Origin of the sequence: Luteibacter aegosomaticola, assembly GCF_023078475.1 — a bacterium.
Lineage (GTDB): Bacteria > Pseudomonadota > Gammaproteobacteria > Xanthomonadales > Rhodanobacteraceae > Luteibacter > Luteibacter aegosomaticola.
Map to the genome: position 1 here is coordinate 1,762,504 of NZ_CP095741.1, position 18,880 is coordinate 1,781,383.

The window sequence follows — 18,880 nt, forward strand, 5'->3', positions numbered from 1 at the left end:
GGAGTCGCGCCGTGCCTGTACGTCATGTTCCGTCGCTCCGCCGTCTCGCCCTGGCCTGTGGCGTGTTCGCCCTGGCCAGTACCGCCACCGCCCAGGTCAATGGGGTGGCTCAGCGCCCGTATCTCGGCTGGAGCAGTTTCAGCCAGCAAACCATGGATGCTGCGTTCCTCACGCAGGCCAATATGCTGAAGCAGTCCGACGCGCTTGCCGCGTCGGGTTTGCAGGCGCATGGCTATACGTACATCAACCTCGACTCCGGATGGATGGGTGGCTTCGATGCCAACGGCCGGCCTAGGCCGGACCCTTCCACCTTCCCTGACATCAAGGCCCTCATCGACCACATCCATGCGAACGGCCAGAAGGCCGGCATCTACTGGATTCCCGGCGTGGAAGAGCCCGCGGTGCAGGCGAATTCGCCCATCCTCGGGACGAACCTGCACATCCAGGACATCCTGGCGCTGCCGCATCGGGCGGGCAATGCGTTCGGTGGCCCCGGCGAATCGCCGTACCACTACAAGATCGATTTCTCGAAGCCCGGCGCGCAGGCGTACATGGATTCCGTGGTGGCGTTGTTCGCCTCATGGGGTGTGGATTTCATCAAGCTTGATGGCGTGACGCCGGGCTCGTACAGCGACGACCTGAGCATCGATAACCGCGACGATGTCGTGGCCTGGTCAAAGGCGATTGCGAAGACAGGCCGGCCGATGTGGTTCACCGTGTCGTGGCAGGTCGACAAGGATGACAACGATATCTGGTCGGCGTGGGCCAATGCGCGACGTATCGATGATGACGTGGAGTGCGAAGGCCGCTGCGCCACGCTGACCAACTGGCCGCGCATCGAGAAGCGCTTCCGCGACCTGCCATCGTGGCAGGACGCGGCCGGTCCGGCGAAAGGCTGGAACGACCTGGATTCGCTGGATATCGCCGACGGCACCCGCGATGGCCTCACCCTCGACGAAAAGCGTTCAGCCATGACGATCTGGTCGATGGCGAATGCGCCGTTGTATCTCGGTGGTGACCTCACGGCGCTCGACCCCGATGGCCTGCGCATCGCGACCAACGACGAGGTGCTGGCGGTCGATCAATCCGGCCACCCGGCGCGCCAGGTGCTCGGCGGCGATCACCAGGTATGGGTGAGTGACCTCGGTAACGGTCGCTACTACGTCGCGCTGTTCAACATGAACGCGGCGCCTGCCACGGTGACTTTGCCGTGGCGGTTGCTGGGCGCCGCGGGTGCGCTGCGCGTGCGTGACCTGTGGAACCACAAGGAGCTCGGCCCGTCCGTGCTCCAGCATGAGGTGGTGCTGCCTGCACACGGTACACAGTTGCTGCTGGTGGATCGGTTGCCGGGCACCTTGCCGGCCGGGCCGTCCGCGGCGTACGAGGCTGAGGCGGCCGCGCTGGCCGGTACGGCGCAGGTGTATGCGTGCAGCGGCTGCTCGTCGGGCAACAAGGTGGGCGGCCTTGGCCTTGGCGTGAACAATACGGTGAGCTTCAACAGTGTCACGGTGCCGCACGATGGCGTGTACCTCATGCAGGTCGATTCGCTCACGCTTGGCCTGCGTTCGTACCTCTATCGCGTGAACGATGGCCCGTACCACACGTTCAATTCAGGCGGTGGGAGCTTCCAGCTGCCCTCGTCGAGCACGCTGCCGGTGTGCCTGCGCAGGGGCGTGAACCGGATTCGTTTTGGCAACGATGTGAGTTACCCGCCCGATCTGGACCGCATCGTGATTCGCGATGGCGCAGGCGTGCCGGCGCCAGTGGCCAGCGTATACGAGGCCGAGTCGGCAACGCTTGGCGGTACGGTGACCGCGGGCTTCAGCAACTACTTCTCGGGCCTGGCCAAGGCCGGGAATATCGGCGGTGGCAGCGCGAACGCGGTGACCTTCACGAACGTCACCGCGCCGCGTGCCGGCGTCTACCAGCTCGAGATCGATTACGCGACGAAGGGGCCGCGCACGCTCTTCCTCACGGTGAACGGGCGTAACCCGACCCAACTGGATCTCGATGGCAGCAGCTTCGACGATCCTGTGGCGCGCGTGCTGGAGGTGCCGCTGCTCAAGGGCAGCAACACACTCCAGCTCGGCAATCCATCCGGTTTTGCCCCGGACCTCGACCGTATCGTGGTGAGCCCACGGCTGGGCTCACCCGCACCCGGTTGCCCGTAGCGTCAGAGCAGCATGCCGCCCGAGACTTCGATGCGCTGGCCGGTCACCCAGCGGTTTTCGTCGGAGAGGAGGGCGGCGATCATCGGGCCGATGTCGTCCGGCTGGCCGACACGGCCCAGCGCGGTGAAACCCGCGACGCGCTGGTTGATCTCCGGGTTGTCGCGGACCATGCCGCCGCTGAAATCGGTGGCGATGGCGCCTGGCGCCACGGTGTTTGCCGTGATGCCGCGTTCCGCGAATTCCTTGGCGAAGTAGCGCGTAAGCACCTCGATCGCACCCTTCATGGCAGCGTAGGGCGCGCTGCCAGGCATGGCGAAACGGGTGAGGCCACTGGAGAGGTTGATGATGCGGCCGCCGTCGTTGATGAGTGGCAGCAGCTTCTGGGTAAGGAAGAACACGCCCTTGAAGTGCACGTTGTACAGCGCGTCCACCTGGGCCTCGGTGGTTTCCGCGATGGGCGTGTGGTGTGAGGTGCCGGCGTTGTTCACGAGGTAGTCGAAGCGCGTCGCACCGAGCGTCGAAAGCGCGCCGCGCACCTGTTCAACGAAGGCGTCGAACGTCGCGGTGTTACCCGCATCCAGCTGGAGAGCGACGGCGCGTGCGCCTTCCGCGGCCACGGCGTCGACAGCGCTGCGTGCCTCGGCTTCGTTGGAGTGGTAGGTAAAGACGCTATCCACACCACGACGGGCCAGGTGGATGATGGTGTTGCGGCCGAGGCCGCGGCTGCCGCCGGTCACGATGGCGATACGGCGGGCGGTGTTCTGCGAGGCGGTCATGCGATGGCTCCAGGGGGGTAAGGGCGTGGAGGAAAAGGTAGGGGCCGGCCGCCCGCCGCCGAATGCCGGAAGCCAGCCGGTTCTTGCCTGATCCTGCTCGCATCCCCATCAAGAGGGCGTAGGCTGGGTACGATCCAGCCATCCCCTCGCGGAGGCCGCGCGTGTCCCAAACCCTCATCGACCTTGTCCGCCGCTACACCGAAAGCCACCCGGGCGAGAACCCGTGGATGACGGCGATCGAGAACGTGGGCATCCTGCGCTCGGACCTGCCCAAGCGGCCTGCGCCGTTGCTGTTTCAGCCGTCGTTGTGCGTCGTGGCCCAGGGCAGCAAGCAAAGCGTCTTCGGCAATCGCCGCTACGAATACGGCCCGGGGCAGGCGCTGGTGGTGAGCGTCGAGATGCCCGCGTTCAGCCGGGTCGCGGCAGCGAGCCCCGACGAGCCGTTCCTCGGCGTCATCATCGGGCTCGACCGCAAGCTCATGAGCGAGGTGCTCGATAGCCTCGTCACACCGGTGAAGGTCTCGGCCCAGGTGCCGCGGGGTGTCTTCGTTACCGATTACGACGGCCCGCTGGCCGATTGCGTGATGCGCTTGCTGCGCCTGCTTGATACACCCGAAGCCATCCCGCACGTCGCGCCGCTGGTAATGCGCGAGATTGCCTATTGGTTGCTGAGTGGGCCGCACGCGGCGGACGTGGCGAAGGTGGCCCTGGCCGATGGCCGCACCCACCGGGTGCTCAGCGCCGTGCATGCGTTGCGCGCGAAGTTTGCCGAGGCGGTGAGCATCGATGAACTCGCGGCGATCGCGCAGCTGAGCCCTTCGGCCTTCCATCGTCAGTTCAAGGCGCTTACTTCGATGACTCCGGTGCAGTTCCAGAAGCAACTGCGCCTGCTTGAGGCACGGCACCTGCTCGTCTCGGGCACGGCCAATGCCGAGACAGCCGCGTTCCGCGTGGGCTACGAAAGCGCCTCGCAGTTCAGCCGCGAATACACCCGCATGTTCGGTGCGCCACCCCGGCGGGATGCCGAGGCGCTCCGCCAGCCGTTGCCGGAGTGAGGTGTTCCGTGTGACGCTCCGCGCACCACCACGCGGGAAAGGCATCCATGGTCAGTCGTCGTGCGTTCCTCCAGGCCGTGCCCATGGGCGCGCTTTCCCTTGCTGCCGCGGGTACCCCGCTGGCCCTGGGCGCCGCGCCGGCACCGGCGCCTGCCGAAAAGCCGCTACAGGCCGACAAGATCGTCGCGCTGGTGGGCGATGATGTGCCCACCCGTTCGATCTGGCTGCCCCATCGCCTCGATGAAGCGATCGCGGGGGACACCGAAGTGGGCGATATCTACCTGCAGGAGGGCGCGGTCGGGAAGCTCGAGAAGCGCTTTGCCGAGCTGTTGGGCAAGGAAGACGCCGCATTCATGCCCACGGGCACCATGGCCAACCAGATCGCCGTCCGCATCCTCTGCGGTGATCGGCGGCACCTGCTCCTGCAGAAGGAGAGCCACGTCTACCGCGACGAGGAAGATGCGACGCCGGTGCTGAGTGGGATCAATCCCGTGCCGATCGAGGGCGGGACGGGCGAGCAGCTCGTCGCCTCCATCGAAGCGGCTTACAACCAGCGCTCGGAAGACCCTTATCCGCTCGAGGTCGGTGCCATCTCGCTGGAAAGCCCGGTACGGAGACTCGATGGCTCGACCATCGCGCTCGATACGATCCTGCGTATCGCCGCCATCGCGAAGAAGAATGGCAGCGGCATGCATCTCGACGGGGCACGCTTGCTATTGATGTCGGGCATGCAGGGGTTCGATCCCAAGGCGTACGCCGCGCCGTTCGATACCGTGTATGTCTCGCTCTACAAATACCTCGGTGCGCCGTTCGGCGCGATCCTCGCTGGTGACAAGGCGCATATCGACAGGGCGCGGCATGTGCGGCACATCTTTGGCGGCACGATCTTCCGCGGCTGGCCTTCGGCGGTGCTCACCTTGCGCGGCCTGGATCACTTCGGCGAGCGCTTCGCACGCGTGCGTACGGCGGGAGAGGCGTTGCTGGTGAAGCTCGCAAGCATGCCGGGTATCCGCATCGAGCGGGTGGAGCGTGGCAGCAACATCGCCGTTGCGGTGCTCGATCCCAACGTGGCCGATGGCTTGCGCGAACGGGCGCGCGCGGCAGACATCGTGGTGGGCAAACCCGACAGCGGCCGTCTGCACCTCACCTTCAACGAAACCCTGCTGCGCAAACCGACGGCGACGATCGCGCAGGTCTTCGCGACGTGATCGCTTGCGTGGCCCCGCATCGGCATCTACGCTCGAAGCACGTCGCCCTCTGACGGCACGAGGTGTTCGTGGGTTATCTGCTGGTCTTCATTGGTGGTGGGCTGGGCTCGATGGCGCGTTACGGCCTCAGCGTGTTCGGCATGCGCCTGCTGGGGCAGGGATTCCCGTGGCCCACGCTGCTCATCAACATCGTGGGTTCCGCCTTGATGGGGCTGCTCACCGGCTGGTTGGCGGCGCAGGGCACGGGGCCGCAATCCCTCCGCTTGTTCATAGCCACGGGCGTCCTGGGCGGGTTCACCACCTTCTCCACGTTCTCGCTCGAGACCGTCCTGCTGTACGAGCGGGGCCAACTGGGCCTGGCCGTGGCTTACGTGGCCACCTCGGTAGGCGTTGGCATAGGGGCGCTCGTTCTGGCCATGAAGCTGGCTCGCGGCATGGTGTAAACGGGGGCTTGCGTATCTGCAAACTTTCCCTATAATGGCCGGCTCACGACGCGGGAATAGCTCAGTTGGTAGAGCACGACCTTGCCAAGGTCGGGGTCGCGAGTTCGAGTCTCGTTTCCCGCTCCAGTTTTCTACAAAGCCCCGGCCTTGCGCCGGGGCTTTGTTTTTTGGCCTACGGCGCGGTTTGCGTCGCATCAGCCGCTTTGCTCATGATGCCGACGAATGCGTTGCGCGCGTTCTCCACCTCGCGGTCCTCGCTGTTGTTGGTGAGGATAACGATCGTGGTGTCCTGATCCGGCAGCATGGTCAGGTCGGACTTGAAGCCGCGCCAGTGTCCGCCGTGCGAGACGCTCTTGCCGCCAACGATCGATGGCTTAAGGCTGAGGCCGAAGCCATATGGGCTCAGGCTTCCGTCGGCCAGCGTGGCTGGCGTGGTTGCCTCCCGCCAGTGCTCCGCCGACATCACGCGTCCCTGATTGATCGACGTCGCCCAGATCAAAAGATCCCCCGTCGTGGAATAGACGCCCCCGGCGCCATACAGGTAAAGCCCGGGAATCTGGTCGACCGGCTTTCGCGACCCATTGAGCGTCATTCGCATGCCGTACGCCCGGTCGGTCCCGGGCAGTGTCTCGGCGGATGGCGTGCGCACCCAGGTGTGGGTCATGCCGAGCGGAACGAAGAATTCATCCTGCAGGAAGGCCGCGTACGTTTTCCCGGATGCGTTCTCGATGACCTTTCCAAGCAGCGAATAGCCCGTGTTGCTATAGCCAAACGCGGCGCCGGGAGGGGTGATGAGCGGCTGTTTCGCCTCACGCAGGACCTCGACAATATCAGCGAGGTCGACGGGGCCGTGTGCGCTCCCGCTCAGGATCACCTGCGTGTAGTGCGGCATGACGTCCGGAACGCCCGACGTCTGGTTCAGCAACTGGCGCAGGGTGATCGTCGGATACGGGAACCCGGGCAGATATTTCGCCGCCGGATCGTCAAGCGCCACGCGTTGCTGCTCGGCCAGCCTGACGATGGCGGCCGCGGTGAATTGCTTGGTGATGGATCCAATGTCGAACGCGGAATCGACGGTGAGCGGGGTATGGCGTGTGGAGGAAAGTCGCCCCACGGCACCCTCGTAGACGATCTGGCCATGCTGCGCGACAAGATAGGTGCCATTGCACTCGAGTGCCGCACCGCATCGGCGTACATACATCGCGATCTCACTTCTTTCCCGGCCATCGGCCGCAGCCGCAGGCATCGAAAACGCCGCGCAAAGCGACGCACCAAGCAGGGTAAGACGAACGAAGCGATCCAGTTCCATGAGAGCCTCCGCAAACCACCGTCGGGATAGGTGGCCGGAGTCTCCGCGCCTTGCGACGGGAAGTGGCGGGGTTTCCGACGAAACGGGGAAAGTGCCGGATGAAACGGCGTTACATGGCCCCTGGGGTCGCGCGCCTTGACGCTGCGCCGCCGCACGTTCAGAATTTTCGCAGCCGCGTCAGGGGACTTGCGGCCTCCGTACGGACAAAGGGTTCGCTTTGGCGAGCCGTATTCGCGCGTCGTCGCGCACGCTCAGGAAGATCAACATGCAGAAATTCGCTCGCCGCCTCGCGACCCTCGTCGCGCTCTCGCTCCTCGCCGCCGTGGTCCACGCCGAGGACATCAACGACCTGCCGTGGCAGATCGGCCCGACCAAGGTCCAGGTCGGTTCCCACGCCAGCCTGGACGTGCCTGCCGGCTACGCGTTCCTCGGCCCGGACGGGACCCGCCGCCTGGACAAGATCATGCACAACCCCTCGGGCGACGAGGATAGCTACACTCTGGCGCCGCAGACCATGGATTGGGTGGCGTACTTCGATTACGAAGACACTGGCTACGTCAAGGACGATGAAAAGCTGGACGACGACGATCTGCTCAAGTCGGTCAAGGAAGGTACGGAAGAGAGCAACGTCGAGCGCCGTAAGAATGGCTGGGACACGCTGACCCTCACCGGTTGGAAGACGAAGCCGCAGTACGACTCGACGTTCAAGTCGCTGACCTGGTCGTTCGTGGCACGCAACGACAAGTCGCAGACCGACGTGGTGAACTACAACGCGCGCATCCTCGGCCGCAGCGGCGTGATGAGCGCGGTCGTCGTGGCGGATCCGAACGACCTCGATGCCGCCATCGGCCAGTTCAAGGGTGCTATCCAGGGCTTCGCGTTCAATCCCGGCCAGGCCTACACCGATTTCCGTTCGGGTGACCGCGTGGCCGAGTACGGCCTGGGTGCGCTGATCGTGGGCGGTGCCGCCGCTGTCGCGGCGAAGAAAGGCTTCTTTGCCGTGATCCTCAGCGCCCTGGCGGCCGGCTGGAAGCTGGTGCTGGTGGGCCTTGCAGCCGTCGGCACGTTCTTCAAGCGCCTCTTCAACCGCAACAAGGCCTGATCGCACCCATGCTCCATCACGCCTGGTGGCTGCTGGCCGGCGTCGTCGTCATGTACGTCTACGACGCCGTGCAGTTGCTGTACCACAACGAAGTGGTGTTCCATGAAGGGCGTGACGGGCGCTGGTCGTTTTCGGTCGGATCGGAATTCGCCTTGTCGGGGCGCCACGTGTTCCTGCCGCCCATGCTTGCACCGACCCGTGGCCTTCTGCGCTTGCGCTGGAGTTCACTGAAAGCGCCTACGCAGGCCGCGCCCATGCGTGGGCTGCGAGCGTGGCGGATCGGTGTTTCCGCCTGCGCATGGCCGGTGCTGCTCGTGGCTTGCCTGTTTGCCGCCATGCCTGCAGCCGTCTACAGCCCGATTCCCGTGACGCTCGCCTGGATGGCGGCCCTGTACCTCGCGATCTTCTCCGCGATCATGCGGCTGTGGCGAGTGCGTCGTGTCACGGGCCTCAGCCGCAAGGAGGCGGCGGGCATCAGCTCCGATGCGCTGCTCTGCGCACCTTACGCGCTGAACATCATCCGCAAGCAGGGTGCACGCGCGGGGGACCGCTTCGATCTGGTTGCCGTGGCCCACGCGCTGCTCGATGCGCCGGAGCGTGAGCGCCTGGTTCGCGCGATACAGGCACGCGTGCGTTACCAGATGGATCTCGAAGACCTGGAAAGCGAGCGACACGCTCAGCTCCAGGCGTATTCCCTGCAGATTGAAGGCGCCCTCGCATGAGCATCACCGATATCGTCGTCATCGTGGTGGCGCTGCTCATTGGCTACAAATTCGTTTCGGCGATGATGGTCGATTCGAAAGAGACGCCTGCCACTCCGGCCATGCCGCCGATCAGTGCGAAGCGTCCATGGTTCGATGTGTTGAACGTGGCGCCTGACGCCACTCGCGAGCAGATCGTCGACGCCTATCGTCGCCTCATTCGCGAAAACCACCCGGACAAGGTCGTGAACATGGCCCCGGAAATCCGTGAGCTGGCGGAACGCCGCGCGGCCGAAATCAATGTGGCCTACGCGGAAGCGCTGGAGCGCAAGGGCTGACGCGAGCCCTCCATTCCCACTAGAGTGGGGCGAGGAGGGGCCTATGAATCCGTTTCGCTATCTGCCCTGTTGGGCCCTGGCATTGACGTTGTCGGCCGTGTGCGGTGCGACGTACGCCCAGCATGCCCAGCGCGCGCAAACTGGCCGCTTTGGTTTCGACGAGGCCGGGATGGACCGCTCCGTGCGCCCTGGCGATGACTTCTACGCGTATGCCAACGGCACCTGGACGAAGCACACGCCGATCGCGGCCGACCGCTCAACGGTGTCGTTGTTCACTCGCATGGCGGATACGAATACGGCACGCGTGAGCGAGATCATCGAGGCCGCACGGCACGATGTCGGCAGCCGCATGGGCGCGGCCTATGCCAGTTACCTTGATCATGCGCGCGTTGAGCGGCTCGGCATGGCACCGATGAAGCCATGGCTTGACCGCGTGCTTGCGGTGCACGATCTGGCTGGTTATCGCGCGCTGCTGCCCGACGCGCTGCGCCTCGGCATCACGTTACCGGTGGGCGTGGATGTACAGCCCGACGACGGCCAGCCGGATCGGTACGCCGCCGTGATATCGCAGGCCGGACTCGGCATGCCAGACCGTTCGTACTACCTTGGCAGCGATGCGCCCATGCCGTCGACCCGTTCTGCGTATGTCGCCTGGTTGGCGCGCATGCTTGTACTGGCGGGGCAGGGCGATGCGGCGAAGCGCGCGGATGCGGTGATGGCATTCGAAACGGCCATCGCACGCGCGAGCTGGACACCACTGCAAAACCGCGATGCGGCACGCACGTACAATCCGACGACATTGGGCGCGTTGAAGGCAGCATCGCCGAACCTTGGGTTTGATGCGCTGCTTGGCGCAGCAGCGGGCGACACGGCGCCTGTCGTGGTGATGCAGCCCGATGCCATCGCGGCGATCGACAAGCTCGTGGCAAGCACGCCCGTGAACGTGTTGCGTGATGCACTACTGATCCAGTCGCTGCACGCCTATGCCGATGTGCTGCCGGATGCGGTGGCCGACGCGGACTTCGCCTTCCACGGCAAGGTGCTCGATGGCAGCGAGCAGCGTGAGCCGATCAGGCAGCGCGCGGCGAATTTCACCGTCGAAGCCGTGCCCGACGACGTCGGCAAGGTATACGTCGCGCGCTGGTTCACCCCACAGACGAAGGCCGCGGCGCTCACCATGGTGAAGGGCATCATCGCCGCAATGGATCGCCGCCTCGATCAGCTCGACTGGATGGCGCCCGCGACGAAGCAACGCGCACACGCGAAGCTGCGCAACTTCTCGCCGCGCATCGGCTATCCGGACCGCTGGCATGACTACGGCACCCTGACCATGCGCGCCGATGATCTGCTGGGTAATGCGATGCGTGCGCGGCAATGGCGGCATGCCTGGGACCTTGGACGAATAGGTAAGCCCGTCGATCGATGGGAATGGACCACCACGCCGATGACCGTGGATGCGTTCGCCAATTACCCCACCGTGGCGATTACCTTTCCTGCGGCGATCCTGCAGCCGCCGTTCTTCGACCCGCAAGCGGATGCGGCGGTGAACTATGGCGGGATCGGCGCTGTGATCGGCCATGAGCTGAGCCACCAGTTCGACGACCAGGGCGCGAAGTACGACGAACACGGGCGGCTGGCAACGTGGTGGCAACCCGCTGACCTCGACGCCTTCAAGGCGCGCACCGGCGCGCTGGCGCGCCAGTTCGATCAGTACGAGCCGTTGCCGGGCATGCACGTGAATGGTGGCCTGACCCTCGGCGAGAACATTGCCGACCTCGCGGGCCTGACCGTGGCATACGATGCGTACAAGGCGTCGCCAGACGGCCTGCATCCTGCCGTGATCGATGGATTCACCGGCGACCAGCGCTTCTTCCTTGGCTGGGCGCAGCTGTGGCGCTATCGGTACCGGGACGCGGATCTGCGCCGCCGCTTGCTGACGAATGGACACGCACCGGGACCGCAGCGTGTGTGGACGATGCGCAACCTGGATAGCTGGAACAGCGCCTACGGCGTGACACAGGGCATGCGCCTCTACCTGCCACCGTCCGGGCGCGTCAGGATCTGGTGAGTGCGCGAAGGCGGTTTAGCCGCTGGCTTCACGCCGCGCCCATGCGGGCGCGGCGAGGCTGGCGATAACCAATGCCTCGGGGAGGCCGGTCATGGCCAGCACGCAGGGTGCCCACCAGGTAAGTCAGATTGGCGCGATGGCCGCGGGTAAATTGCTCGCCAAAGCCGCCGGTGGACGGCTGTGGCCAACGCTGTTGATCCTCGTCGGTATCGTGCTCGTGCGCCGGGTTGCCGCCGTGCACGCGCAGAAAAAGGCGCGTGCCGCCGCCTTGCCGGGCGCGTCCGGGTAAGCCGCTTCTCAGATGTTGCTCAATGATGCCGCGCTGTCGTGGGCATGGACGGCGTGGACGGGCGCATTTTTACGCGCGAGATCAATAAAGGTGTCACGACGGCCAGCCATCCTTCCGCGTAGGCCCCGACATCGAGCGCTTGCGCCGCAGGCGCTTGCCGCGCCATGGCCTGGCACAGGGCGAGGGTGAGTACGCCGGGCTCCGGGTGGGCCGAGATGGCGGCTTCCAGCGCCGATTCGAGCGCGGCGAGCTTGCCGAGCAGATACGTTCGATCATCCATGATGCCTCCTTGGCCTACATGCTTCCGCGCCGGACGATGACACGATCACTGGGAAGTGTCACCACAACGCTGGCGGAAAAAGCCGCTACAGCGCGGTCGGGCGCCGCCGCATCATGGTTCGCGCTGGTTGTCCCGCCTGCACATCTGGCATTGTATGCATTCGCAGGCCGCGCGCTTTCAGCGTGCAAAGAAGTACAGTCGGCCCAGGGAGGGCAATAAATGATTAGTGTTGTTTTGGTCGACGACCATGAACTGGTCAGGACCGGCTTCCGGATGATCCTGCAGCAGCAGGCGGATCTCCGGGTCAGGGGTGAGGCCGCTACCGCGGAGGAGGGCCTGCGCCTCATCCGTGCACAGGCCCCGGATATCGCCCTTGTCGACGTCCACATGCCGGGCATGAGTGGCGTCGAGCTGACGGAGCGCGTCATCCGCGCCAAGTTGCGCACCAATATCGTCATCCTGACCGTTGTGGATGACGCGCGTTTCCCCAAGCGCCTGCTCGATGCGGGGGCGTTGGGTTACCTGACCAAGGGTTGCTCGTCCGACGAACTGCTTACCGCCGTGCGTTCGGTGGCGGGCGGCCGCCGGTACCTGGCACCCATCGTGGCGCAGCAACTGGCGCTCGCGACGCTCGATGGTTCGGATTCGCCTTTCGACTCACTCTCCACGCGCGAGATGGAGGTATCGATGATGCTCGTGCGTGGCATGCCACTCACGTCCATCGGCGAGCGCCTGAACCTGAGCCCCAAGACAGTATCGACGTATAAGCAGCGGTTGATGGAGAAGCTGCACGTGGATCACGTGGTGGGCCTCGCCCATCTCATGACCGTCCACGGTTTGCTCGATACCCATAACCACCAGGTCGGCACCTAGATCGGGGCTGGCACATCGAGGGAGGCACGCCGGGCATGTCCCGGCGTTTTTGTGTGTGCCTTAACGCAGCGGGGAGGCCGATGGCCTCCCCGCGTTGTGGTGCTTAGTGCTGGCCGTCCTGCGGCTGCTCCTGGCGGGGCCGCGTCAGCAGGTCACCCTGGGTCGGCGGCGTCCAGGCAGGCTGCTCGCCGGGCGTGGCCGGGGTGTGCGAGACGTGCGAGACGTTCGACGCTTCCGGCGACTTGGGCGTGGCCGGCTCGGCAGGGGGTGCCACCGGCGCCGTTGCCGTCGGTGCCGGAGCGGCAGCCGGGGTCACGGGAGCAGGCGGTGCGGCGACCACGGCTGGCGTCGGCGTCGGTTCGGCGACAGGTGCCGGTACCGGGGCCGGGGCCGGGGCAGCCTTAGGTGCTTCAGCCTCAGGAGCCGTTACGACCGGCTCGGCAGCCTTCACGGCCTCGACGGGCTTTTCGGCTTCAACCACCGTCTTCTCGGGGGCCGGCGGGGCGGCGACCTCAGCCGGAGCCGCGTCGTCAGCCTTCGGCGCGAGCACCGGCGGGACAGCCGGGATCGCTTCCGCCTTCACCGGTTCGATGGCCGGCGCGGGCGCGGCGGCGACATCATCGGAAGCGACGCCACGTGCCGGAGCGTCGAGCGCCGACTCGGACGGCTCGACGGCCGGGACCGGTGCCGGTGCGGCCGGGGCCGTCTTCAGCGGGGCGTCCGATTCCGTTTGGCGGCGTTCGCTGGTCCGCACCTCGACCGAATCGGCCGGGGTGACGGTTTCGTGCGATGCCACGGCGTGCGCCGGCTGCGCGGCGTTGCCCGGGATGGGCGGCAGCTTCGGCAGCGCGGGCAGGGTGAGTGCCGACGGGACGTGTTCTTCATCGCCCGGCTCAGCGGGGCTCGTGGCCTCGGTGCGCGGCGGGCTCAGCTTCGCAGCGTTGGCGGCTGCTTCCGGCGTGTCGAGGATCGGCGGCACGCTGGCGCTGTCGCGGCCCGTGCCGATGTCATCATCGCCATCCTCGTCGTCGAGCTCGGCGCCATCGGCACCGGCTTCGAGGCTACCTGCCGGTGCGCCGTCTTCCTGGCGACGACGGCGGCGGCCACCACGGCGGCCGCGACGACGGCGCTGGCCGCCTTCGCCTGCTTCGCGGTTGGCATCGGCTGCTTCGGCACCATTAGCGGTGACGGCGGCTTCGCTGCCAGCGTCGGTCGTGGTGAGCGGCTGGTCTGCGCCAGGTGTGGTCAACAGCTTCTCTTCGGCGACCACGGCGGCGACCGGCGCCACCGGCTTCTCGGCCGGGGTGCGCTGCGGCTGAGCCTGGTTGGCTGCCTTCTCGACCTTATCGGCCTTCTCTACCTTCTCGCCCTGCGGCTGGCGCTCGTTGCGCGGCTGCTGCTGGCGGCGGTTCTCGTTGGCCTGCGCCTTGTCCTGCTGATCCTGGCGACCGCCCTGGCGGCCACCCTTCTCCTGCTGGCCATCCTTCTGGCGATTCTTGTCTTCGCCCTGGCGCTGCTGCTGACCCTTTTCCTGCTTCGGCTTGGGCTGCTGCTGGCCCTGGCGGCCCTGGCCTTCGCCCTTGTCCTTGCGGCCCTGGCGCTGCTCGCCCTTGCCACGGCCTTCGCCACGACCCTCACCGCGGCCTTCGCCACGACGGTTGCGATCGTTACGGTCATTACGACCACCGGAGCGCGACTCTTCGCGGCGCGACGACGGGGCAGGTGCCGGTGCAGCAGGTTCCGGCTTGGCACCACCGCCAAACAGACCGCTGAACAGGCGCGAGAAGAAGCCGCCGGTGGGCGCGGCCGGAGCGGCCGGGCGGGCCACCTGGGCCGGCGCGGCGACGGTTTCGTCTTCGTCGTCGCGGATCGGGGCGGGCGAGGACGGGACGACGCCGGTGACGAGCGGCTGCTCGCCGCTGCCCAGCATCTGGCCCATCTTCGGCAGGGCCGTCGCGACCACCGGGGTGGTGCGCTCGTAGCTCGGCTTGCTGTGCTCGCCCATGTCCGCTTCGCGGATGCGGGTGATCTCGAGGTGCGGGGTTTCCAGCTTGTCGTCGGCCACGACCACGACGTGGACGTTGTGGCGCAGCTCGATCTCGACCACGCTGGCGCGCTTCTCGTTGAGCATGAAGTTGGCGACCGACGGCGGTGCCTGCACCAGGACCTGCCCGGTGTTTTCCTTCATCGCGTGCTCTTCGATGAGACGGAGGGTCGAAAGGCCCAGCGACTCGACGCTGCGGATATGGCCGTGGCCTTCGCAACGCGGGCAGACGTTCTGGGTGGCTTCGCCGAGGCTCGGGCGCAGGCGCTGGCGCGACATCTCGAGCAGGCCGAAGCGGCTGATGCGGCCGATCTGGACACGGGCGCGGTCCGCCTTGAGGGCGTCCTTCAGGCGCTCTTCCACCTCGCGCTGGTGGCGCGGGCTGTCCATATCGATGAAGTCGATGACGATGAGGCCGCCGGCATCGCGGATGCGCAGCTGGCGGGCGATCTCGGTGGCGGCTTCGAGGTTGGTGTTGAACGCCGTCTCTTCGATATCGCTGCCCTTGGTGGCCTTCGACGAGTTGATGTCGATGGCGGTCAGCGCTTCGGTCTGGTCGATAACGATGGAGCCGCCGGAGGGGAGGCGGACATTGCGCTCGAAAATGGACTCGATCTGGGTCTCGATCTGATAGCGCGAGAACAGCGGGGTCGGGTCCTGGTACAGCTTGAGCTTGCGCAGGTTGTTCGGCATCACCTGCTGGACGAAATCGCGGGCATCCTTGAACAGCGACTCTTCGTCGATGAGGATTTCGCCAATGTCGTTACGCAGGTAATCGCGCAGCGCGCGGATGAACAGCTTCGATTCCTGGTAAATCAGGAACGGCGCCTTCTGCGAGGTGGCGGCGGCGGAGATCGACTTCCACAGCTGCAGCAGGTAATCGAGATCCCACTGGAGTTCTTCGGCGTCGCGGCCCATGCCGGCGGTGCGCACGATAAGGCCCATCTCATCGGGCACCGAGAGGTGCTCGAGGGCTTCCTTGAGTGCCTGGCGGTCTTCGCCTTCGATGCGACGCGAAACACCACCCGCTCGCGGGTTGTTCGGCATCAGCACCATGTAACGGCCAGCGAGGCTGATGAACGTGGTGAGGGCCGCGCCCTTGTTACCGCGTTCTTCCTTCTCGACCTGGACGATGATCTCCTGGCCTTCCTTCAGGAGCTCGCGGATATTTGATTTACCTTCCGCGTTCGGATTGAAGTAATCGCGGGAGATTTCCTTCAGCGGCAGGAAGCCATGGCGCTCGGCGCCATAATCGACGAAGCAGGCTTCCAGGGAGGGTTCGACGCGGGTGATGCGGCCTTTGTAGATATTGGCCTTTTTCTGTTCCCGGGACGGGATTTCGATGTCGAGATCGTAAAGATTCTGGCCATCGACGATGGCCACGCGCAACTCTTCGCGCTGAGTCGCGTTGATCAACATACGCTTCATTGTAGATTCCTCGACCTGACCGCGCGGCCGCGCGCCGCGGTGGCGCCCATGTGGCGGCCTGCCGGGGATCGCGCCGCAGCGGTGAGGCTTTAAGCGGCATGGTTTCCGGGGCCGATACCTGGTCCCGGCGTGATTCGTGATAAGCGCCTTGCAGCCACCCCGTTTCTTACAGATAACCGGACAACTGCAACCCGAACCATTACGATATGGGGTGTCTTCCACCTCCCGACCCCTCGGACGGGATAGCGTGACACTCGCCTTACGCGACGGAACCGGCACCCCGCGAGAGATAAGTCTTCAGCGGAGCCTGACGCTCGCCGAGTATCCTATCAATTTCGAGTTTTATCAATGCAGACGGCAACTTCCCTCGACGGCGGCCAAGGTGTGCGGCAGGTCGAAATCGGCCCCGAGAGGGACGGGCAGCGCGTGGATAATGCGCTCATGACCCTCTGCAAAGGGGTGCCCAAGAGCCTGGTCTACCGCATCCTGAGAACGGGCCAGGTCCGTATTAATGGCAAGCGCGCCAAGCCGGATACCCGTCTGGCGGCCGGCGATATGCTGCGCATCCCGCCCATTCGCATGGCCGAAAAAGAAGAGGGCGTGGCCCCGAGTGGCATGGTCAAGGCGGTCACGGACTCGATCATCTTTGAAGACAAGCACTTCCTGGTGATCGACAAGCCGGTCGGTATCGCCGCTCACGGTGGTAGTGGCGTGAGCCATGGCGCGATCGAGCTGCTTCGTGCCGCCCGCCCCAATGAGCACCTGGAACTGGTCCATCGCCTCGATCGCGATACCAGTGGTGTGCTGGTCTTCTCGAAGAGCCGGGCTGGCCTGACCGGCCTGCAGGCCCTGATCCGCGATAACCAGGTGGTTAAGCAGTACCTCTGCCTGATGACGGGGACGCCGCGTAAGGCCAAGTTCGATGTGAACGCGCCCCTGCTCAAGTCGGTCGTGCATGGCGGCGAGCGCATGGTCCGGGTCGATGACGCCGGCAAGCCCTCGCTCACCTTCTTCCAGGAAGTGGAGCAGTACCCCGCCAGCCGCCTGATGCGCGCGACCCTCGGTACGGGCCGCACCCATCAGATCCGCGTCCACGCCCAGTACATCGGCCATCCGCTTGCCGGCGACCCGAAGTACGGCGATCCAGAAGCCAACAAGCGCCTGCGCGCCAAGGGACTGAAGCGGATGTTCCTCCATGCCGCCCGCATGAGTTTCGATCTTGACGGCAAGAACTACGACTTTTCAGCGCCGTTGCCCGACGATCTCAAGGCGTTCCTCGACAATCTCCGCAGCTAACCCGCATCGTAGGAGCCCACCCTGTGGGCGACATCTTTTGCAGCAGCGCAGCAGGCCCTGCGGCGCTTTCGCGAACGGCGTCGCCCACAGGATGGGCTCCTACCGTGTCAGGACAGGAAGCGGGCGCTGACTTCCAGGGAGCGGAGCACGCCCCCGGCCATGCAGGCCTGCATGATCACCGCCGCCGCAGCGTGGGCCACGGCGACCGGTAAGAGTGAACGGTGGTGCAGGTACCACCATGCCCAGCCCAGCTCGGCCACGAAACACAGCTGCATGAGCAGGCCGTTGGGGGTGTGGAGCAGGGCGAAGGCCAGGGCTGTCAGCAGCACGGCTGCGGGTCGCGGTAGCGCTCGGGCCAGTAGCCCGGCCACGACGGCGAGCATCAGCCACTGTTGGAAAAACGCCCACCCTATATAAAGGAGTGCGCGGCCTAAGGGCGGCCACGCCGGTGCGTGCCCGGCGACTGCCGCCACGCCGAGGGCGACCGGGATGGCCAGGAGTGGCCAGCCAGCCATTCGCCAGTTGCCCTTCCAGTGCCAGCGGGGCACGGCTCGAATCCAGGTGAGGTAGGCGGCGTAAGCGACGCCGCCGGCGAACATCGCCACGGCGCTGGCGTCTGGCCTCGGCGCCAGTCCCAGTCCAACGATGAGCCACAACGGGCCCGCCGCCGCCAGGGCGGCATGGACCAGGTCGTCGAGCCGGCTGGTCGTGCGTTGGCGCCGTGTCCGAATGCTGTTAGCAATGAGCAGCACAAAATAGACGGCAACCGGCGTCAGGCGGAGCCAGTTGGGCCCGGGGCTTGGGGGCGGCATGCTGCCAAAGGTGGTCAGCGGGTCGATCGCCCGCTGCTGGTCACGCCAGTGAAGTAGTCCTTCTGCGGTCAGGCCGGTTGGGATGGGTGTGCCGGTTTCGGGTAGCGGCCCGCCTGCGCGGGCGAGGCTTGCCCCTCGAAGCACCAGGGTGGCGTCCGTCGGCAGCATGAAGGCGAGTCGGAGCATGGCGGCCCGCCCAGGTGCCGCGACCGTCGCGCCTGTCGCGTCGCGCCACGTCAACTGATCCAGGTGGATGGGCGCGGCAAGGCCTGTTAAGTCGGCCCTTACGAGCGGTGCGGACAAGGTTGGCCGGACGACAATGCTGAACTGCCCGGCAGGGGCGCTGGCATCCAGGCGAAGGAGATTGAGTCGGCTCAGGTCGGCTTGCCGGGTCAGTGGGAAGCCGAGTTCGCCGCGTCCGCTGCGCGTTGGCGCCACGATGAGGCCCTGTTCGCCGGACTTGATCGCAGCGTCGCCGAATACCTTTCCTGCCACCAGGTCATTAGCGTCGCGAAACCGCCATGACCAGGGTGATGTGCCGCTCGCATAGGCGGCGCGATCCATGGCGCCGGACCGCTCCATGGCGCCACGCACCACGCGGGCTGCCAGTAGTGGGAGCAGGAAGCAGCTAGCGATGGCCAGGACGGCCATCGCCAGCGCTAGCGCGCGGTAGCGGCGTGAGGGCAC

At 65.8% G+C, this 18,880-nt stretch carries 16 protein-coding genes and 1 tRNA gene; 12 read left to right on the forward strand and 5 right to left on the reverse strand.

Going from position 1 to position 18,880, the window contains the following annotated elements:
• Positions 1-11: 11 nt before the first annotated feature.
• Positions 12-2,171 carry an alpha-galactosidase D gene (locus L2Y96_RS07760; RefSeq protein WP_247335070.1) on the forward strand — a complete coding sequence of 720 codons (2,160 nt, stop codon included), beginning with the start codon at positions 12-14 and terminating at the stop codon, positions 2,169-2,171.
• 2 nt (positions 2,172-2,173) lie between these two features.
• Here the strand turns inward: L2Y96_RS07760 and L2Y96_RS07765 are convergent, their stop codons facing one another.
• Positions 2,174-2,947, reverse strand: a complete 774-nt coding sequence (locus L2Y96_RS07765) for an SDR family NAD(P)-dependent oxidoreductase (RefSeq protein WP_247335073.1) — start codon at positions 2,945-2,947, stop codon at positions 2,174-2,176.
• Between the two features lie 161 nt (positions 2,948-3,108).
• Here L2Y96_RS07765 and L2Y96_RS07770 point away from each other — a divergent pair, with 161 nt between their 5' ends.
• The 4 genes from L2Y96_RS07770 (at position 3,109) to L2Y96_RS07785 (ending at position 5,779) form a co-directional block, all read left to right on the forward strand.
• On the forward strand, positions 3,109-4,002 hold the full coding sequence (locus L2Y96_RS07770) for an AraC family transcriptional regulator (protein WP_247335076.1): 894 nt from the start codon (positions 3,109-3,111) through the stop codon (positions 4,000-4,002).
• Positions 4,003-4,049: 47 nt separating this feature from the next.
• Positions 4,050-5,210 (forward strand): threonine aldolase family protein, encoded by a 1,161-nt coding sequence (locus L2Y96_RS07775; RefSeq protein WP_247335079.1) that lies wholly within the window; start codon positions 4,050-4,052, stop codon positions 5,208-5,210.
• Between the two features lie 68 nt (positions 5,211-5,278).
• A complete protein-coding gene (crcB, locus tag L2Y96_RS07780; protein WP_247335081.1) occupies positions 5,279-5,653 on the forward strand; it encodes a fluoride efflux transporter CrcB in 375 nt (124 codons plus the stop codon).
• Positions 5,654-5,703: 50 nt separating this feature from the next.
• A tRNA-Gly gene (locus tag L2Y96_RS07785) sits at positions 5,704-5,779 on the forward strand.
• Positions 5,780-5,825: 46 nt separating this feature from the next.
• Here the strand turns inward: L2Y96_RS07785 and L2Y96_RS07790 are convergent.
• Positions 5,826-6,962 carry a serine hydrolase domain-containing protein gene (locus tag L2Y96_RS07790; RefSeq protein ID WP_247335083.1) on the reverse strand — a complete coding sequence of 379 codons (1,137 nt, stop codon included), beginning with the start codon at positions 6,960-6,962 and terminating at the stop codon, positions 5,826-5,828.
• A gap of 265 nt (positions 6,963-7,227) precedes the next feature.
• Between L2Y96_RS07790 and L2Y96_RS07795 the strand changes: the two genes are divergently transcribed.
• The 5 genes from L2Y96_RS07795 (at position 7,228) to L2Y96_RS07815 (ending at position 11,460) form a co-directional block, all read left to right on the forward strand.
• The gene (locus L2Y96_RS07795; protein WP_247335085.1) at positions 7,228-8,064 is read left to right on the forward strand and encodes a DUF2167 domain-containing protein; all 837 of its coding nucleotides are present in this window, start codon (positions 7,228-7,230) and stop codon (positions 8,062-8,064) included.
• An 8-nt stretch (positions 8,065-8,072) separates the two neighbouring features.
• Complete coding sequence (locus L2Y96_RS07800) at positions 8,073-8,786, forward strand: hypothetical protein (RefSeq protein ID WP_247335086.1); 714 nt, start codon at positions 8,073-8,075, stop codon at positions 8,784-8,786.
• A complete protein-coding gene (locus tag L2Y96_RS07805) occupies positions 8,783-9,103 on the forward strand; it encodes a J domain-containing protein (protein ID WP_247335088.1) in 321 nt (106 codons plus the stop codon). The genes L2Y96_RS07800 and L2Y96_RS07805 overlap by 4 nt, the downstream gene beginning before the upstream one ends.
• A 43-nt stretch (positions 9,104-9,146) precedes the next feature.
• On the forward strand, positions 9,147-11,171 hold the full coding sequence (locus L2Y96_RS07810; protein ID WP_247335089.1) for a M13 family metallopeptidase: 2,025 nt from the start codon (positions 9,147-9,149) through the stop codon (positions 11,169-11,171).
• Positions 11,172-11,262: 91 nt separating this feature from the next.
• Positions 11,263-11,460, forward strand: a complete 198-nt coding sequence (locus L2Y96_RS07815) for a hypothetical protein (RefSeq protein ID WP_247335091.1) — start codon at positions 11,263-11,265, stop codon at positions 11,458-11,460.
• A gap of 19 nt (positions 11,461-11,479) precedes the next feature.
• On the opposite strand, the gene L2Y96_RS07820 is transcribed toward L2Y96_RS07815, so the two are convergent.
• Complete coding sequence (locus L2Y96_RS07820; RefSeq protein ID WP_247335092.1) at positions 11,480-11,740, reverse strand: hypothetical protein; 261 nt, start codon at positions 11,738-11,740, stop codon at positions 11,480-11,482.
• A 219-nt stretch (positions 11,741-11,959) separates the two neighbouring features.
• On the opposite strand from L2Y96_RS07820, the gene L2Y96_RS07825 reads away from it, so the two are divergent.
• Positions 11,960-12,613: a response regulator gene (locus L2Y96_RS07825; RefSeq protein ID WP_247335094.1), complete on the forward strand. Its 654-nt coding sequence runs from the start codon at positions 11,960-11,962 to the stop codon at positions 12,611-12,613.
• 103 nt (positions 12,614-12,716) lie between these two features.
• Here the strand turns inward: L2Y96_RS07825 and rne are convergent, their stop codons facing one another.
• The gene (gene rne, locus L2Y96_RS07830) at positions 12,717-16,085 is read right to left on the reverse strand and encodes a ribonuclease E (protein WP_247335096.1); all 3,369 of its coding nucleotides are present in this window, start codon (positions 16,083-16,085) and stop codon (positions 12,717-12,719) included.
• Between the two features lie 441 nt (positions 16,086-16,526).
• On the opposite strand from rne, the gene L2Y96_RS07835 reads away from it, so the two are divergent.
• Positions 16,527-17,381, forward strand: a complete 855-nt coding sequence (locus tag L2Y96_RS07835; protein ID WP_247335099.1) for an RluA family pseudouridine synthase — start codon at positions 16,527-16,529, stop codon at positions 17,379-17,381.
• Between the two features lie 107 nt (positions 17,382-17,488).
• On the opposite strand, the gene L2Y96_RS07840 is transcribed toward L2Y96_RS07835, so the two are convergent.
• On the reverse strand, positions 17,489-18,880 hold the full coding sequence (locus L2Y96_RS07840) for a CPBP family glutamic-type intramembrane protease (RefSeq protein WP_247335113.1): 1,392 nt from the start codon (positions 18,878-18,880) through the stop codon (positions 17,489-17,491).

Bases quoted from the DNA above. Each gene is read 5' to 3' on its own strand.
- L2Y96_RS07765 (WP_247335073.1), bottom strand. From the start codon at position 2,947: ATGACCGCCTCGCAGAACACCGCCCGCCGTATCGCCATCGTGACCGGC.
- L2Y96_RS07775 (WP_247335079.1), top strand. From the start codon at position 4,050: ATGGTCAGTCGTCGTGCGTTCCTCCAGGCCGTGCCCATGGGCGCGCTT.
- L2Y96_RS07790 (WP_247335083.1), bottom strand. From the start codon at position 6,962: ATGGAACTGGATCGCTTCGTTCGTCTTACCCTGCTTGGTGCGTCGCTT.
- L2Y96_RS07795 (WP_247335085.1), top strand. From the start codon at position 7,228: ATGCAGAAATTCGCTCGCCGCCTCGCGACCCTCGTCGCGCTCTCGCTC.
- L2Y96_RS07800 (WP_247335086.1), top strand. From the start codon at position 8,073: ATGCTCCATCACGCCTGGTGGCTGCTGGCCGGCGTCGTCGTCATGTAC.
- L2Y96_RS07805 (WP_247335088.1), top strand. From the start codon at position 8,783: ATGAGCATCACCGATATCGTCGTCATCGTGGTGGCGCTGCTCATTGGC.
- L2Y96_RS07810 (WP_247335089.1), top strand. From the start codon at position 9,147: ATGAATCCGTTTCGCTATCTGCCCTGTTGGGCCCTGGCATTGACGTTG.
- L2Y96_RS07815 (WP_247335091.1), top strand. From the start codon at position 11,263: ATGGCCAGCACGCAGGGTGCCCACCAGGTAAGTCAGATTGGCGCGATG.
- L2Y96_RS07820 (WP_247335092.1), bottom strand. From the start codon at position 11,740: ATGGATGATCGAACGTATCTGCTCGGCAAGCTCGCCGCGCTCGAATCG.
- L2Y96_RS07825 (WP_247335094.1), top strand. From the start codon at position 11,960: ATGATTAGTGTTGTTTTGGTCGACGACCATGAACTGGTCAGGACCGGC.
- rne (WP_247335096.1), bottom strand. From the start codon at position 16,085: ATGAAGCGTATGTTGATCAACGCGACTCAGCGCGAAGAGTTGCGCGTG.
- L2Y96_RS07835 (WP_247335099.1), top strand. From the start codon at position 16,527: ATGACCCTCTGCAAAGGGGTGCCCAAGAGCCTGGTCTACCGCATCCTG.